General features: G+C 36.4%; 15 protein-coding genes. 12 read left to right on the forward strand and 3 right to left on the reverse strand.

All coding sequences use genetic code 11. From position 1 onward, the window contains the following. The first annotated feature begins 1 nt into the window (after position 1). From SanaruYs_RS03495 to SanaruYs_RS03525, 7 genes are all read left to right on the forward strand, one after another. Positions 2 to 196 carry a hypothetical protein gene (locus tag SanaruYs_RS03495; RefSeq protein ID WP_127121107.1) on the forward strand — a complete coding sequence of 65 codons (195 nt, stop codon included), beginning with the start codon at positions 2 to 4 and terminating at the stop codon, positions 194 to 196. A gap of 284 nt (positions 197 to 480) precedes the next feature. Beyond that, on the forward strand, positions 481 to 894 hold the full coding sequence (locus SanaruYs_RS03500) for a response regulator (RefSeq protein ID WP_127121108.1): 414 nt from the start codon (positions 481 to 483) through the stop codon (positions 892 to 894). Continuing rightward, positions 884 to 2,359 carry a PAS domain-containing sensor histidine kinase gene (locus SanaruYs_RS03505; RefSeq protein WP_127121109.1) on the forward strand — a complete coding sequence of 492 codons (1,476 nt, stop codon included), beginning with the start codon at positions 884 to 886 and terminating at the stop codon, positions 2,357 to 2,359. Before SanaruYs_RS03500 ends, SanaruYs_RS03505 begins: the two co-directional genes overlap by 11 nt. A 9-nt stretch (positions 2,360 to 2,368) precedes the next feature. Continuing rightward, complete coding sequence (locus SanaruYs_RS03510) at positions 2,369 to 2,809, forward strand: response regulator (protein WP_127121110.1); 441 nt, start codon at positions 2,369 to 2,371, stop codon at positions 2,807 to 2,809. Beyond that, on the forward strand, positions 2,806 to 5,865 hold the full coding sequence (locus tag SanaruYs_RS03515) for a PAS domain S-box protein (RefSeq protein ID WP_127121111.1): 3,060 nt from the start codon (positions 2,806 to 2,808) through the stop codon (positions 5,863 to 5,865). The genes SanaruYs_RS03510 and SanaruYs_RS03515 overlap by 4 nt, the downstream gene beginning before the upstream one ends. Positions 5,866 to 5,957: 92 nt before the next feature. After that, complete coding sequence (locus SanaruYs_RS03520) at positions 5,958 to 6,356, forward strand: response regulator (RefSeq protein ID WP_127121112.1); 399 nt, start codon at positions 5,958 to 5,960, stop codon at positions 6,354 to 6,356. 38 nt (positions 6,357 to 6,394) lie between these two features. Next, positions 6,395 to 8,338 carry a PAS domain-containing sensor histidine kinase gene (locus SanaruYs_RS03525; RefSeq protein ID WP_127121113.1) on the forward strand — a complete coding sequence of 648 codons (1,944 nt, stop codon included), beginning with the start codon at positions 6,395 to 6,397 and terminating at the stop codon, positions 8,336 to 8,338. On the opposite strand, the gene SanaruYs_RS03530 is transcribed toward SanaruYs_RS03525, so the two are convergent. Further along, positions 8,322 to 9,290: a sterol desaturase family protein gene (locus SanaruYs_RS03530; protein WP_127121114.1), complete on the reverse strand. Its 969-nt coding sequence runs from the start codon at positions 9,288 to 9,290 to the stop codon at positions 8,322 to 8,324. The genes SanaruYs_RS03525 and SanaruYs_RS03530 overlap by 17 nt on opposite strands. A 385-nt stretch (positions 9,291 to 9,675) precedes the next feature. Between SanaruYs_RS03530 and SanaruYs_RS03535 the strand changes: the two genes are divergently transcribed. Together SanaruYs_RS03535 and SanaruYs_RS03540 are read left to right on the forward strand one after the other, a co-directional pair. Further along, positions 9,676 to 10,182: a hypothetical protein gene (locus SanaruYs_RS03535; RefSeq protein WP_127121115.1), complete on the forward strand. Its 507-nt coding sequence runs from the start codon at positions 9,676 to 9,678 to the stop codon at positions 10,180 to 10,182. Positions 10,183 to 10,368: 186 nt separating this feature from the next. Then, the gene (locus tag SanaruYs_RS03540; RefSeq protein ID WP_127121116.1) at positions 10,369 to 11,016 is read left to right on the forward strand and encodes a TMEM175 family protein; all 648 of its coding nucleotides are present in this window, start codon (positions 10,369 to 10,371) and stop codon (positions 11,014 to 11,016) included. Positions 11,017 to 11,443: 427 nt separating this feature from the next. On the opposite strand, the gene SanaruYs_RS03545 is transcribed toward SanaruYs_RS03540, so the two are convergent. Then, positions 11,444 to 12,457 carry an App1 family protein phosphatidate phosphatase gene (locus SanaruYs_RS03545; protein WP_246011826.1) on the reverse strand — a complete coding sequence of 338 codons (1,014 nt, stop codon included), beginning with the start codon at positions 12,455 to 12,457 and terminating at the stop codon, positions 11,444 to 11,446. Between the two features lie 74 nt (positions 12,458 to 12,531). On the opposite strand from SanaruYs_RS03545, the gene SanaruYs_RS03550 reads away from it, so the two are divergent. The 3 genes from SanaruYs_RS03550 to SanaruYs_RS03560 all read left to right on the forward strand — a co-directional run bounded on the left by SanaruYs_RS03550 (position 12,532) and on the right by SanaruYs_RS03560 (position 15,150). Beyond that, positions 12,532 to 13,431 carry a diacylglycerol/lipid kinase family protein gene (locus tag SanaruYs_RS03550; protein ID WP_246011827.1) on the forward strand — a complete coding sequence of 300 codons (900 nt, stop codon included), beginning with the start codon at positions 12,532 to 12,534 and terminating at the stop codon, positions 13,429 to 13,431. A 136-nt stretch (positions 13,432 to 13,567) separates the two neighbouring features. Then, positions 13,568 to 14,311 carry a sterol desaturase family protein gene (locus SanaruYs_RS03555; RefSeq protein ID WP_127121117.1) on the forward strand — a complete coding sequence of 248 codons (744 nt, stop codon included), beginning with the start codon at positions 13,568 to 13,570 and terminating at the stop codon, positions 14,309 to 14,311. Positions 14,312 to 14,412: 101 nt separating this feature from the next. After that, positions 14,413 to 15,150, forward strand: a complete 738-nt coding sequence (locus tag SanaruYs_RS03560) for a DsbA family oxidoreductase (protein WP_262708663.1) — start codon at positions 14,413 to 14,415, stop codon at positions 15,148 to 15,150. 84 nt (positions 15,151 to 15,234) lie between these two features. Here the strand turns inward: SanaruYs_RS03560 and SanaruYs_RS03565 are convergent, their stop codons facing one another. Next, entirely contained in the window at positions 15,235 to 15,693 is a 459-nt protein-coding gene (locus tag SanaruYs_RS03565) for a hypothetical protein (RefSeq protein WP_127121119.1), read from the reverse strand. Positions 15,694 to 15,703: the final 10 nt, after the last annotated feature.

Genomic DNA, 15,703 nt, shown 5'->3' on the forward strand with positions numbered 1-15,703 from the left:
TATGAATACCCCCACATTCTTAACCATTGTTCTTGTCATTTCATGCACTAGTCTTTTTGCACAGCCTGGCAATCCTAATAAAGCCCCAGATCAAAATGCTGTTCCTATTCAAGGTGAGTGGATAATTGTTTTGATTGGAGGTCTTTTAGGAGTAGCAAAAGTTTTAAAATACAGAAGACAGGCAATCCAAAAATAAATGAACAGTCCTACCTAACATTGTTTTATCAGCCATAGTACCGCCACCAAATACCAGATATTGTTTGTTTAATCTAGCAGCCATGTTAGAAAGAGTGCAATTGGGCATGCCTGCTCTTCTCGCTTTTCATCTAAGTCTATTGTACTAACCTTCAACAAACGCTATTGAAAGGTAAATCCCAAGAATTATGTAGTAATAAAAGTGACAAACATTGTCTAATACCTCCTACAGAAAAATGGCCTGTTCTTGATCAACTTGCAAGCATAAAATATAATCAATACCTGATGAGAATATTAAAAGTCGTAACCGTTGATGATTCACCAATCATTGCAGAGCGTCTACAAACTATCCTTGCTCAGATAGATCATATAAATTTTGTTGGTAATGCAAATAATATTACCTCAGCGCTTAGTTTGATTGATCATGCGCAGCCACAGGTAGTCATTCTGGACATCAATCTGGAAGCTGATCTTCCAGATCTAAACGGGATTAACTTGTTAATTATGCTGCGTAAGAAATACCTAAACATGAAGATTATCATGCTTACTAACATTACCCACCTGCAATATCGCAATACATGCCTCGCAAACGGAGCAGACTATTTTTTAGATAAATCAAATGAGTTTGAAAAGATAACAGAGATCGTGGGAGGTTTTACCAAACAAGCTGAACGCAATTTTATTAGTAATGAGGAATAAAGAGAACTTTTCTTTCGGAGTCTTAAGCTGGGTTAGTCTAATTGTTATCCTAAGTACAGGAATACTAGAAATGGTGAGCCCTGAAGGTGTATTCCTTTCTTGGGGATACATTGTAGGTGTGCTTGTGGCGCTAATGTCAGAGAAAAAACGTGACATCATCATATCGGTGATATTGTCCTTAATATTTGTAAGCATTTCGTTTTTCAGAATTGAAGATGAAGCCGAGCTACTTACAATTTTAATAACAAGATCGTATGCCTTAATAGGTCTGGGGTTTATGGGGTATTTTGTGCTGCGTTACATTAAGCGCGAACTAAAAACAGCCAATGAAAAAACGTTAATGGCTGGAATTTTTTCGCATGGTACACAGGGTATTATTTTAACAAAACAAAATGGAGAGATCGTTATGGTTAATCCATTCGCAGAAGTACTTTTCGGCTTTAAGGCGAATACATTAACCAGATGCAATATCAACCAATTAATTAAACAAACCACAGTAAGTGAAACACCAAATGATTTATCAGCGATTCCAAATAAATTTAAAGCAATCAGAAACGATGGTGAAGAATTTGCTGCAGAGATAAGCGCCAATCATTACCATTCTGGCGGAGAGTACTACACAGTACAATTCATTACAGACATTACCCAACGTAACGCTGACGAAGAAAAACTTTTGGCCCAAAAGCAAGAATTGGAAATAGTGAATCAGCAGTTAAAGTCATTCTCTTATTCAGTCTCGCATGATTTACGCTCACCTTTACGTGCAGTAGGTGGTTATGCGGAAATGTTGGCTGAAGATTATAGTACCCGCCTGGATGAAGAAGCAAACAGATTGCTTAGAAACATCCGAAGCAATGCCAAGCGTATGGGGACCTTAATTGATGACTTACTTACTTTTTCACGTTTGGGGCGAAAAGAAGTACACAAGCGAATGATCAATATGAATCAGATAGCTGAGGCAGCATTAGCTGAAGTTTCAGAATCGCTAACACACCAAGCAAAAGTTACCATCGAGGCATTACCTGAGGTAATGGCCGATCAGTCATTAATGAGACATGTACTCACCAACTTAGTATCAAATGCAATTAAGTATTCATCTAAATGTACCGAACCGATAGTTAAAATAAGCTTCACCCAAGATGAAAATGACTTTATATTTTGTGTGAGCGATAATGGTGTAGGCTTCGATATGAAGTATGTGAACAAATTGTTTGGCGTTTTTCAACGTCTTCATCTTGACAGTGAATTTGAAGGCACTGGTGTTGGATTAGCCATTGTCTATAGAATCATTCAAAAACATGGCGGTACAATACGCGCTGAGGCTAAAGTAGGTGCTGGAGCCGCATTTTATTTCACTTTACCGCTGGAGCAATCTAATTCGGCTACTGTACAAACAAGTGATTCGATAGGATATACGGTGGAAACAACGAGATTTCTGGGATCGCAGAAATCGAATAACAATTAATATGTATGTATGAAAAATTCGATTGTTGAAATTCTACTCATAGAAGATAACGAGCATGATGCCGAAATGACCATTCGTGCATTAAAAAAAAATAGAATAACAAATGGTGTTATTCATTTAAAGGATGGTGAGCAGGCGTTACATTTTCTTTTTGGAACTGGAGAGTTTGATGGAAGAAATACAAACGAAAAACCCAAAGTTATTCTATTGGACTTAAAAATGCCTAAAGTAGATGGCATAGAAGTGTTGCAACAAATAAAATCAAATGAATTAACCAAAACCATACCCGTAGTGGTACTTACCTCTTCTAAAGAGAATCCTGACATAGAGAAATGCTATGCATTGGGAGTCAATAGCTACATCGTAAAACCAGTAGATTTCACTGGCTTTATGGAGGCAATTACCCACTCTGGTATGTACTGGGTTATGCTAAATCAACCTCCCCAATGAAAAGTGCGCTTGTCCCTATTCTGCGTAGCAACCCAATAAAAATACTACACCTGGAAGATCAACCTTCCGATGCAGATCAAGTTGCGTACATCTTAAAAAAAGCAGATATAGCATTTGAGTTAAAACTTGTTTCAACCCGTATAGAGTATATTGATGCATTAGAAACTTTTGAGCCGGAGGTTGTTTTAAGCGATCATAGTCTCCCCTCTTTTAATTCCATAGAGGCTCTAGAAATATTACGGACAACGAAATCAAAAATTCCATTTGTATTAATTACAGGCACTGTCTCTGAAGAGTTTGCTGTAGAAGCCATGCACGCAGGTGCAGATGATTACATTTTAAAGGATCGCATGCAACGCCTACCCAATGCAGTAACGAACGCATTGCAAAAATATCAAATAAAAAAAGAGCAAGAAGAGGCAGAAACAAAAATTAAAGAAAGTGAAGCAAAGTACCGCTCCTTTTTTGAGAATAGTATGGACGGCATGATGCTTACCATAACAGACGGAAAGATTTTAGCAGCCAATCCAGCAGCTTGTGCTATGTTCAACATGACAGAGCAGGAAATCTGCGAATCAGGAAGATTTGGACTAGTTGATCTTTCTGACCCACGTCTTATGCCGTTAATCGAACAACGTCAGCTTACAGGCAATGCACGTGGTGAGGTCACCTTTCAGCGTAAAGATGGCAGCAAGTTCCCAGGAGAAATAACCTCATCGCTATTTGTCGATGCCTATGGCAACGAAAGAACATCCATGATTATTAGGGATATAACCGAAAGAATTGTAGCAGAAGAAAAAATTGCAACAACCACTTCCTCACTTCAAAAAGCGCTTGATGAATTGAAAAAAGTAATGGATTCGTCACTCGATATGATTTGTGCGGTTGACGAAGACGGCTGCTTCTTACAGGTGAGTGCTGCAAGTGAAATGATTTTAGGATATGCTCCTGATGAATTGCTCGGTAAAAAGATTTTTAACTTTGTTTATCCAGAAGATCTCAGCAAAACAGAACACTCAGCTCAACATGTTATGGCAGGCAATGCCCTTACCAATTTCGAAAATCGATATGTTCGTAAAGACGGATCGCTGGTCACGATAGCATGGTCAGCTCGCTGGGATGAAAACGAAAGAATTAGGTATGGAGTGGCAAGGGACGTTACCAAATTAAAGAATGCAGAAAAACTTATTGTAGCAGAACGTAAACGACTATCGGATTTGTTTATGAATGCCCCTGTGAGTATGTGTATAACGAAGGGCAAAGATTATGTCTTTGAACTTGCTAACCCGATATACCTTGAATTGTCAGGGAAGAAAAATATCATTGGTAAACCTTTCCGTGAAGTCTTTCCAGAGTTAGAGGGGCATGACTTAGTTAAATTACTTGATAGTATTTATGACAGTGGCCAGCCCTTTCAGGCCAATGAGATTGAATATAAAATTGACCGTGACGGTAATGGTAACTTTACCTCCATGTACCAAAATGTGTTTCAACAGCCCTATCGAGATATAGATGGTAACGTAGCTGGATTATTCTATTTCGGGGTTGATGTAACAGAACAAGTAGTGGCACGGAGGAAAATTGAAGAAGCTCAAAAACGCTATAGACAGATTGTAGAGACGGCACAGGAGGGCATTTGGGTAGTTGATCGATTAGATAAGACCACATTTGTAAACGGTAAAATGTGTGAATTGTTTGGATATACACCCGAGGAAATGATTGGCGAAGAGATTTATGCATTTATGGATGATGAAGGTAAGGAAATTGCAGCTAATCTTATGCAAGAGCGAAAAAATGGTAAGTCTGGGCAAGGTCATTTTAAATACATCTCAAAAACAGGCAAAGAAATATGGACGAATATATCTGCTAATCCCTTATTTGGAGAAGATGGATCTTATGAAGGTGCGCTTGCTATGATTACAGATATTACTGAACAAAAAAAGATAGAGGAAGAAAACAAAAAACTTTCGGATGTAGCCAGTCTTACCGTAAACGCTGTAATTGTTACAGACATCGAAGGCCGAATAACCTGGGTTAATAAAGGCTTTGAACGAATTACAGAGTATACCTTAATAGAAGTAATGGGCCAAAAGCCAGGTCATTTACTACAAGGACCCAATACGGATAAAGCTACAAGTAAGTACATGGGTGATTGTATTAAAAACAGTCAGGGATTTCGTGTCGAGATTTTGAATTACAGTAAGTCTGGGCGCGAGTATTGGTTAGATATTGAAGTTAGACCTATACACAATAGTCAACATAAGCTTACAGGATTTATGGCGATTGAGCAAGATATTACTGATCAGAAAAAAGTTGAACTTGAAAGACTGGCACTTATTGATAGCCTTCAGAATAGGAATAAAGACCTACAGCAATTCTCGTATATCGTATCGCATAATCTAAGGGCTCCTATTGCAAAAATTATGGGACTAGTAAGCATAATGGAAAGTGAATCCGAGGAAAATAAATTCTTACTAACCAAATTAAATGAAGAAGCTGCTCAACTCGATGAAGTTGTAAAAGATATTAATACTATTGTTTCTGCACGCAAATCTACTAAGGAAAAGATGGAACAAATTTTCTTTGAGACAAAAGTTAATCTTATCAGACAAGTATTAGAGGAGACCATATCAGAGAATCAAGCGACTATAATTACGGATTTTTCGGCTGCCCCCAATATATGGAGTATTAAGAGTTATGTCTACAGCATTATGTATAATCTTATTTCAAATTCCATTAAGTACAGAAAAACAGATGTGCCGCCCCTTATTGAGGTGCGAAGTACTCAAGATGAAAAATTTATTTGCTTATCCGTAAAAGATAATGGTGAGGGTATTGATCTTGTCAAAAACGGAAATAAGTTATTTGGTTTGTATAAGCGATTTCATACCGGAAATGTTCCTGGAAAAGGAATAGGACTCAATTTAATAAAAACACATGCCGAGTCACTTGGTGGACGTGTTGAAATTGATAGTGAATTAAATAAAGGAACAACATTTCATATTTATATCCCAAAACATGACAACAACACGGAAATTGCGAACCATACTCTTTAATCACAAATGAATTCTGAATGTTAAATGAGTAGTAGGAAAGTATAATAATATATTAAGTAGTGATAAGTAGCTTTTAGGCTTGAATAGAAATTATGGAAACTCAAACAGGAAATAAAGTTATAATGCTCATTGACGATGATGCCATCACTAATATGATTAATACAAAAGTCATTAAAATGAATTTTAATTTTAATGTGTACAACTATGTCAACGCCCAATTTGCATTGAAACAGCTTGAGCAATGGTGTCACTCATCTCCCGAAAATCTGCCATCTGTAATTTTTTTAGATATAAATATGCCAATTATGGACGGCTGGGAATTTTTAGAAGCGTTTCAAAAACTTCCTCATTCAGTACATGAAAAATCGAAGATATTTGTACTTACCTCATCTATAGATGTGGAGGATATCGAAAAAGCAAAAACATTTCATGTTGTAAGTGATTTCTTGTCCAAACCGCTTACTGCCCAAAAACTTAAAGATTTAATCTGAGCTTAGTAAAATTTAAATAATAGTGTCCAGTATTTGAGATGAAAAACACAGCTAACAATTCGGAAGCTTTAATTGAGGATAAAGATCAAAAAATTAAAATGCTTGAACATGCTATTCAGGCTATGAGCAGAAAATATGACATTCTCAGTAAGGCGACCAATGATGCGATTTGGGATTGGGATATTCAAACAGATTTAATAGAATGGAATCATGGATTATATACTATTTATGGACACGATGAAAACAATATTTTAAAGCAAGTATGGATTGATAAACTTCATCCTCTTGATAAACAAGAAGTTTTAGATGGTATTAATGAGGCTATCCGGGCACATAAACTAAACTGGAGTGCAATCTATCGTTACCGTTGTTCTAATGGATCGTATAAGTACACCTATGACCGGGCTTATATTGTTTACGAGAATGAAACACCAACACGTATGATCGGAGCAATGCAAGACATTGATGAGCGTATGGTAGCCCTACAAGAAGTTGAAAAGCTTTCGCTCGTGGCCAGTAAAACAGAAAACCTGGTTATCATAACCGATGCTAGTGAAAACATTGAATGGGTTAACGAAGCTTTTGTTAAAAAAACCGGATATACACTGCAGGAGGTGATTGGAAAAACACCTCGCTTTCTTCAAGGATTAGAAACTGACCGTGAAGCATTAGCTAGAATCAATATAGCAATTAGTCGTGGGGAGTCATGCACAGAAGAAGTACTGAATTACACTAAAAGTGGTAAAAAATTCTGGCTAAAGATGAATATAAATCCAGTATTTAATGAATACAACAAAATCCACAAATTTGTAGCGGTAGAAACTGACATCACTGTACAAAAAGAATATCAAATTGAAATTATTTCCATAGCACTGGAATTATCCAATTTAATAGAAAATGCCAATGCTGTAATTATAGGTGTCGATGAAAATGGTTTGGTGAATGAATGGAATAAACAGGCCACAGTCGTAACCGGATATACCAACCATGAACTAATTGGAAAAAAAATAACTGATTTCGTAGTTGGCTCTGCACGCCAGGCAATTGTAGAGAAATATATTCAACATGTTCTGAATGGAAACACCATAGATTTAAAAGAATTTGAAATCATCAACAGAAAGGGTAAGCATGATATTTTACTGCTCAGTGCAACACCACGTAAAAACACAAAGGGTAAAATTGTGGGATTAATCGCTGTTGGACAAGATATAACCGAGTTAACTGATTATCGACATTCCTTGGAGAAAAAGGTTTTTGAACGGACCCAGGAATTAAATAAGTTACTCGAAAAGGAAAAAGAACTTGCTGCACTAAAGTCACAATTTGCTTCTACCGTTTCGCATGAGTTCAGAACACCATTGGCAACCATTCAACTAGCTGCTAATTATATCCAGAATTACAAAACAAGATTAACTGACGATGAGGTGGGGACTAAAATTAATGTAGTCTTAAGACAGGTAGAACATATGACAAATTTGCTAGAAGATGTACTTACTATAAGTCGAGCAGAAGGAAACAAAATTCAAATTGCTAAAACACCGATTGTTATTAGTGAATTTTTTGAAACATTAAAGGAAGAGGTGGCGCGAAGTAATAATGAAACGCATACTGTAAATTTAACATTTGATTTACTGGAGCCAGTAATCAAGACAGATCCTAAATTACTGAGAAATATATTTATTAATCTCTTAACCAATGCCATTAAATTCTCGCCTGAAAAAGAATTTGTATATGTAAGCATATTACAGGATGATAAGGGGTTGAATGTTACTGTTAAAGATGGAGGCATTGGTATTCCACCAGATGATGTTAAGAATGTATTTGAACCATTCTATAGAGCAACTAATGTAATGGTCATTAAAGGCACAGGTTTAGGATTATCAATAGTAAAAAAAGCTGTTGACTTATTAGACGGAAAAATACATATGACAAGCAAGATTGGAGAAGGAACCGAATTTTCCGTTACTATTCCAACTGTCTGACAACAGGCTTCCACGATGAACTTCGCTCCTTTCTTTTCAGTATAATATGAGAATTTAATGATTCCTTATACTTCGCAATTTTTGAAGGATTGCCAAAAATATAGAATAATCGAATTTTCCAGTTTTTAGCTTTTTTAACATCACTTACCATCGCAATGTATTCATGAAAGTTGATATAAAAGGGATTGCCTTTATGCTCAATATTTTCTGTAAGTCCATATATAACCTGCTCCTCTTCTTTTTGATAGGTCCCGAACATTCTATCCCAAAAAATAAATGTGGCTCCAAAGTTCTTATCAATGTACTTCTCTTGTGATCCATGATGCACTCTGTGGTTTGATGGTGTTGCAAAGATGTATTCAAAAAGTTTAGGAAGTGTTCGAATATATTCTGTATGTACCCAAAATTGAAACAGGATAGCAATCTGATTTGTAATAAAAAAGATAATGGGATGAAAGCCCATTAAAGGAACAGGGAAAAGGAATATAATCTTAAGGTACTGTACCCAGCTGAGTCTGAAAGTAACTGATAAGTTATAGTGCTCACCCGAGTGATGCGCCACATGCGTGGCCCACCAGAACCGTTGCTTATGCGATATGCGATGTGCCCAATAACTACAAAAGTCAAAAAGAATATAACAGGGAAGAAATGTCCACCAGTTCAATTCCATACGCCAAGGCACCAGATTATAAATCCATACTGCCATATAGAATAGAACCACTTTTATCCATGTACTTATAAGGATATTACCAATACCTAGCCCTAGTGAACCTAGGGACTCCACTTTATCGTAGTACTTTCTATTCTGCTTGTAAGAAACAAATACTTCTAAAAGAACAAAAGCAAATATAACGGGCACAGCCCAAATAATAATTTCTGGAGCGCTATTTTGCAAGCGCTCTATTTGACTAAAGGGAATTTTGTCAGCCCCAAAAATTGAATATACCTCCATGCATTTTCTTTTAAGTTCTTAACTACTTGCTTTAGCATTCGATGATGTATATCTTATTTCGTCATCGCACAAATCATCAGAACACTTTTAACAATCGCTGTCACAAAAGCATTAAGCTAAATCTGCGCCACAATAAATCTGTATGTGCGACACTTCCAAGAAATAATATTTTATAACTTAAATAGCATGACTTCTGAACACCACATGCTGAAAAGAATTTACTGGAAATGTCATCATATTTGTATTATGTTATCAAATGATGGGTTTTATATCCACAGCATGAGGTAAAAGAACCCCTGCAGAATACTAATCATGTTAATACAGATTGAATAAGAGGATATAAAGCTGGCATCAATTTTCAATGGAAGACTAAAAACAAACAAATATGAAAAAGCTATTTTATTCTTTCAGTTTTCTTTTAGTGAGTGCATTACTAGTAAACACTGCGTATGCTCAAACACCACAAAGTCAAAGTTCGTCACGACCCATGTCTGACAAATCCATGAGTGATCGCCTTCAAAAGGATTTGAGCAATCGTAATTCAGGTATTTCTAATCAACAATTAAATTGGTTTGAAAGTAATGACGGATTCTATACCAACTATTCGATTAACAATGAAGAATACATGAGCCGTTACGATAAGGAAGGTAACTATATCGAAAGCATGAGAAAGAAAGCGTGGAACGATCAGGTTCCTGCGAATATCAGAACTTCATTCGATAACAGTAACTATAAATCACAAAACGTTAGCGGATACTGGGAAGTCTCAGATGATAATAGAAAAGGCTATTATATGGAACTAAAAGACGATAATGGCAAAATGACAAAGGTGTGGGTTGATGACAAAGGGAAATTCTCTTCTACTCCTTTCAAAGCCAAGCCAAACAATTAATATACAAACTGACTTCATAGAGGCTGACACTATATCACACAACAAAATGTCAGCATATTTCCTCCAAATCAAAGATTGGTTATGGAGCTTAACTCGAGGCAGCATAAGTTTACTATAACAAGTAGATGTTTACCGAATTTCAGAAGTTAATCGCTTTTGAAGTTCGGTTTTTTTAGTCTTATTAATATGCAAACAAGTACTACACGCGCAGAAACATTTAGTGACGGCATAATGGCTATCATGATTACGATCATGATTCTGGAATTGAAACTTCCGGATTTTGATGCCAATCAGGAAGTAAATGATATTCGAAATCATCTTAAAAAACTTATTCAGCATTTTGTGGCGTACATTTTTAGCTTTGTAATGATTGGAATTTTATGGACTAGCCATCACCACTTGTTCCACTTGCTGGAAAAAACAGATAACTTTTTAGTACGACTAAATTTATTCTTTCTATTTTGGATTACGCTTATTCCGATAGTCACTGGAATACTTGGCGCCAATCCATTTCTCCCGATTTCAACAGCGTTGTATGGCTCCGTTATGCTTTTAACAACAGCATCCTTGTCCTACATGCGAGGATACACCTTAAAAAATGATTTAATCCATTCAGGTAAAACAGCTGAAATAAATAATAAAATCTTCAAGGTTTCTGTCATTGGTAAGAGGCAAAGCTACATAAGTAGTTTTGCCTACTTACTTTCTATACCACTATCATTCGTCAGTATATATATTTCTTACGTCTGCTTTGCCATTCCTATCCTATTATTTTTTCTGCCCGCAAGTATAGATGAAGAGAAGTTAGAGAACAAAATCAATGAAAATAGTTAGTAAGTTGTCATTTATTCAGTTCATACCTGCCTATTGGTTTAGATTATTTTTAAAATGAAGAATTTCTGACATTATTTTTATTACACTAGTTACGAGTATAAAATTGAGTTTGAATACTATTTTTTCACTTCTGATGATACTGCAATCCTGTTTGTACCAAGTAAAGCATAAAGGTTTGTAGCGGACTGGGTCGATTCATCCTTAAAAAGGGGATTGATTATATTTTTTACTTGGTAAAGCATAGTCGATAATTTAGTATGCACAGTGAAGCACAAATGTGAAACCATTATTATCATCTCAAAAGATACTCGTAATAGATCCTTCGATCTTTAAATATGGAAAGAAATTCTCTGCTTGGTTAGTTTACTCTTCATACACCATGTTTAACCTGCAGCACGTACTACATTCAAACTAATGACCTGTATCATTAAATGATTAATCCAATTGACTTGGAATGTGCAATAGCCTCATCTGTATGTTTAAAAATACAGGTATATATATCTTTGTTTTCAAGGGAAAGCATTAATTCTTTTGTCGACAACTCCTTTTTACGGCTAATGTTTCTAAGATAAATGGCTACGATTCTATCGGGATATTTATTGGCGACTGCGGCATATATTGCCGGATCGCTTTGAGAATTATCTCCAAGTAAAACAAAACGTTGTTTAGGGAAAACCTGCAATATTCTTGCTACTTTAATTAATTTACCCTGATGTTTGGTTTTTCCTGTTTTAAATAGTTGATACCACTGTTTTATTTCGTTTAGCATAAATGCACCTTTAGGCAGGCCGTTGTGCTTAAAAAACTCATTGAGGTAATCATATAGATTCCATTCGCTACTGGAAACATAAAAAAAAGGGTTCGGTACGGAAGGTTCAGTATGTGCATCAGATAGCAATTGATAATACTTCACCACATCAGAAAATGTTTTCCTGCTCCTTGGATTACGTGTAAATAAAACGCGCAATCGTCTACCTGTTGTGGCTGAGTGAGAAACAAGAACGGTATCATCAATATCTGAAATGAATCCGTACTGGGTCACATGAGGCACAAAAATCTTTCCTTCGCCAAATGCAGTTGGTTTTTGCTGCTGATTCAAAACATGAACTGTTACTGGATGCCAGCCAGGCAAAATAGTATTAATGGAAGCCCATTCGAATTTAAAAGAACCATCCTGTTGCGTAGTAGCGAAGATCCTTTGATCTTCCCAGATTAACATTACATTTACCTTTGGGATCGGCCTAAAAAGAAACAATTTAATTAAACTGATAATGTTTAACAGTACATTATTGGTGTATTTAGTGCGCCAAGTTGGTTTACCTGCCAATACGTGCCCATATACTATGAGACTATCTTTATACCCATAACCGTGGTATACTTTAACATGCACGTTGTAATAATCCAATACAGCAGCCATAATTATCTGCAATCTACAAAACATGAAGGCGGTTTTAGTAAATTCTTATGGTACTTTATTTGCATATAGTGGTCAGCCATCTTACTTTTAAATAGCTAATGGCGTTCTTAATGAATCCGGGGAGTGATCTTAAATTTCTTTTCATCATCAATCCTGGTTCAGGCACCAATAGACAGGATTGGCCGGCTATCATATCTAACTATTTTAACAATTTAAATCATACTGTTAAAATATACCAATTGCATGGTGACTTTAGCAGACAAACTGTAATTGAACAAATAGTCTCTTTTTTACCGGACACTGTTGTTGCCGTAGGTGGTGATGGCACCATAAAATTGATAGCGGAGTGTTTGGTAAATACAAAAGTTCCCTTAGGAATAATACCAGCCGGTTCAGCCAATGGATTAGCTAAGGAACTTGATATTCCAGAAGATTACGAAAAGGCATTGAACCTACTTGTTACTGGTGTTCTGAAAAAGATTCATCTACTTAAAATCAATAATCAAATATGTATTCACCTGAGCGATATAGGTCTTAATGCCCATGCTGTAAAGAAATTTGAAACACTTCCTGGTCGTGGCATGTGGGGTTACATACGCGCTTCATTAAAGGTACTGCGCATCAACCCAATGATTAAAGTAGAAATAGCCTTAGATAATAAGGTAATTAAGCGGAAAGCACATATGATTGTAGTTGCAAATGCTACACGATACGGATCGGGTGCATTGATAAACCCATTAGGAAAGTTAGACGATGACCTTTTTGAAGTAGTCATAGTCAAAAAAATATCTTTGGGCGAACTCTTTAAAATGATCTTCTCTCACAATCCGTATGATTCCAACAAAACGGAAATTTTTCAAACCACCAAGCTAACGCTACGGTCAGCGAGAAAAGTATATTTCCAAATTGATGGTGAATACATCGGAAAAGTAAACGAAGTTCAGGCAATGCTTTTACCATTCGCGCTGGAAATAATTGTACCGCCAGCGGCTGGGTAACCTGATCCAAATCACCTAAAGATTAGCTCCACTCCCTACATTAACTCTTTCACATCCATGATAATAAAAGTAGACTGACTTATCATTTTTAAACATTCAGTCTAAAGCCGGCTTAAGTTTTGGAACAATCAATTATATGTTCTACTTCTTATCAAAAACATTCTGGCAGAATCCATGGTTAGTAGCAGCATTCATGGCAACGCTATTAACGATCATCTTTATAAGATATATTACTGTAGCGTATTTGTATAACTATATACTAAAAGTTGTTAATAAAAATACACACAATATCTACAGACAGAAGCGAACGCAAATCTTAAAAGAAATAAAATGGTCATTTATTTCCTCGATAGTATTCTCCGTTTATGCTGGATTCTCCTTTTGGGCCTATCAGCAAGGGTTAACCAAAGTGTATAATGAATTCCTAACCTATCCATTATGGTATTATTTTTTAAGCACATTTGTTCTATTATTGTTATACGAAACATACTACTATTGGCTTCATCGATGGATGCACCTTCCTGCTGTTTACAAAAAAGTACATAAAGTTCACCATCAAAGTATTCATTCAACTGTCTTTACCTCTTTTTCATTTCATCCATTAGAAGCTATTCTCCAATCAATGTTTTTTACAATGATCATCTTTTTCATACCATTTCATTATTCGGTATTGCTAATTGTGCTCATGCTAATGACAATTTCAGCGGTTATCAACCATAGTGGAACAGAAATATACAACCATAAATTCCTGTTAAAATACTTTATAGGTTCGTCCCATCATCATCTTCATCATACACAGTTTAAAAGTAATTTTGGTTTATATTTTACCTGGTGGGATAAATGGATGAAAACAGAGGCTAAAGTCATTCTTCCAAAATAAAGGTATTTATTCAGGCTTAGTATTCGTTCGGTTTAGTTTAAAGACCCTTCCGAATAATCCGATAGCCAAATCTACCTCTCCCACTAACAGTCTCTTGCAACATCTACTTTCCCGATTCTTTATGTTGTTGGAGTTGGGCTATGGAGCCACAATGGCGAAAACTGATTTTTCAATATAAAGAACATGTAAACTGGTCGTATCGTATGGGTGGTATAATTCCTTCCTGGAATGGCTATGTTGATAATATTAATTCTGTTACGCGCGCCTCGCAAATGGGGCCAATGTGGTTGCATGCTGAACAAGTTTCCGGCATGCCTATGTATGCTACCATCTGGAACAACAATCCACCAGCTTCCTCTTTCCCATCTTGCATCGCTGTGAAGTGTGCAACAGCTCAATCATTGGAAATGGGCGAACGCATGTTAAGAAAGCTAAGGGAATCCTGCCACCTGAATGGTAAAGATATATCTGACAAACGTGTTATACTTGAGGAAGCTGAAGCACTAGCTTTAACAACATCTGAATTTGACCTTAACAAATTTCTAAATGATTTTAAAAGCGAGTCTGGGCAGGATTATTTTCGTGAGGATTGGGATGAAACCAGAAAACGTGGTGTTACACGTTTTCCAACTTTATTTTTTTCGATGCCAGAAATAGGAACTATTCAACTCTCGGGCAGTCAATCATTGCACAATATGAAAAGGGCTTTGTTCCAACTCAATCCCAAATTACAAGCGATAGAGCCCAACGCAAGTGTTCCTGAATACAAAACATACTGGGGCAGTTGGATTGAACGAGAAGAGTTAGAATTTACAAGCGAAAGCATCGCACAGGTATAAAAACTTGGATTGACACCAAAAAGCAAAGCCCCGGAGTATTCCGAGGCTTCACTGTGCTTCAATATATTTTAACTTACTTTCAAATTATTCGCTAACCAAGTTAAATACATATTCTCCAGAAATTGAATTAACCCTCGCTCCTTCCGATTTGCCACCGGCCACAAATGTTAGTGTCAAGTTGTTGTCATCGTGACTAACAGAAACGGCCACACTCCCATCTCGCACAATCTGATTAATATTATCGCCTTGAAAATCCCAGGTGCCACTGGTTTTCCACACATGCCCTAAACTATTTTGCGTAGTGTAGGTCTTGTTACCAATGGTGAGGTTAAATCCAGTAAATTGGCTACTCACATCAATATCATCTTTTATTACACTTCCGGTACTACCCAATACCCACGAGCTGCCTTCATTCATTAATGCTTCGAGTTGCTTATTAAGAGCAACAACTTTAGGGTCTGGACTATCATCTTTACTACACCCAGCACAAAATAATAGTGAACTTAATAGAACGATTGTGATTGTATTTTTTATGTATGTCATGATCGAGGTT

This window comes from Chryseotalea sanaruensis (genome assembly GCF_003990915.1).
In the GTDB taxonomy this organism is placed as follows: Bacteria; Bacteroidota; Bacteroidia; order Cytophagales; family Cyclobacteriaceae; genus Chryseotalea; species Chryseotalea sanaruensis.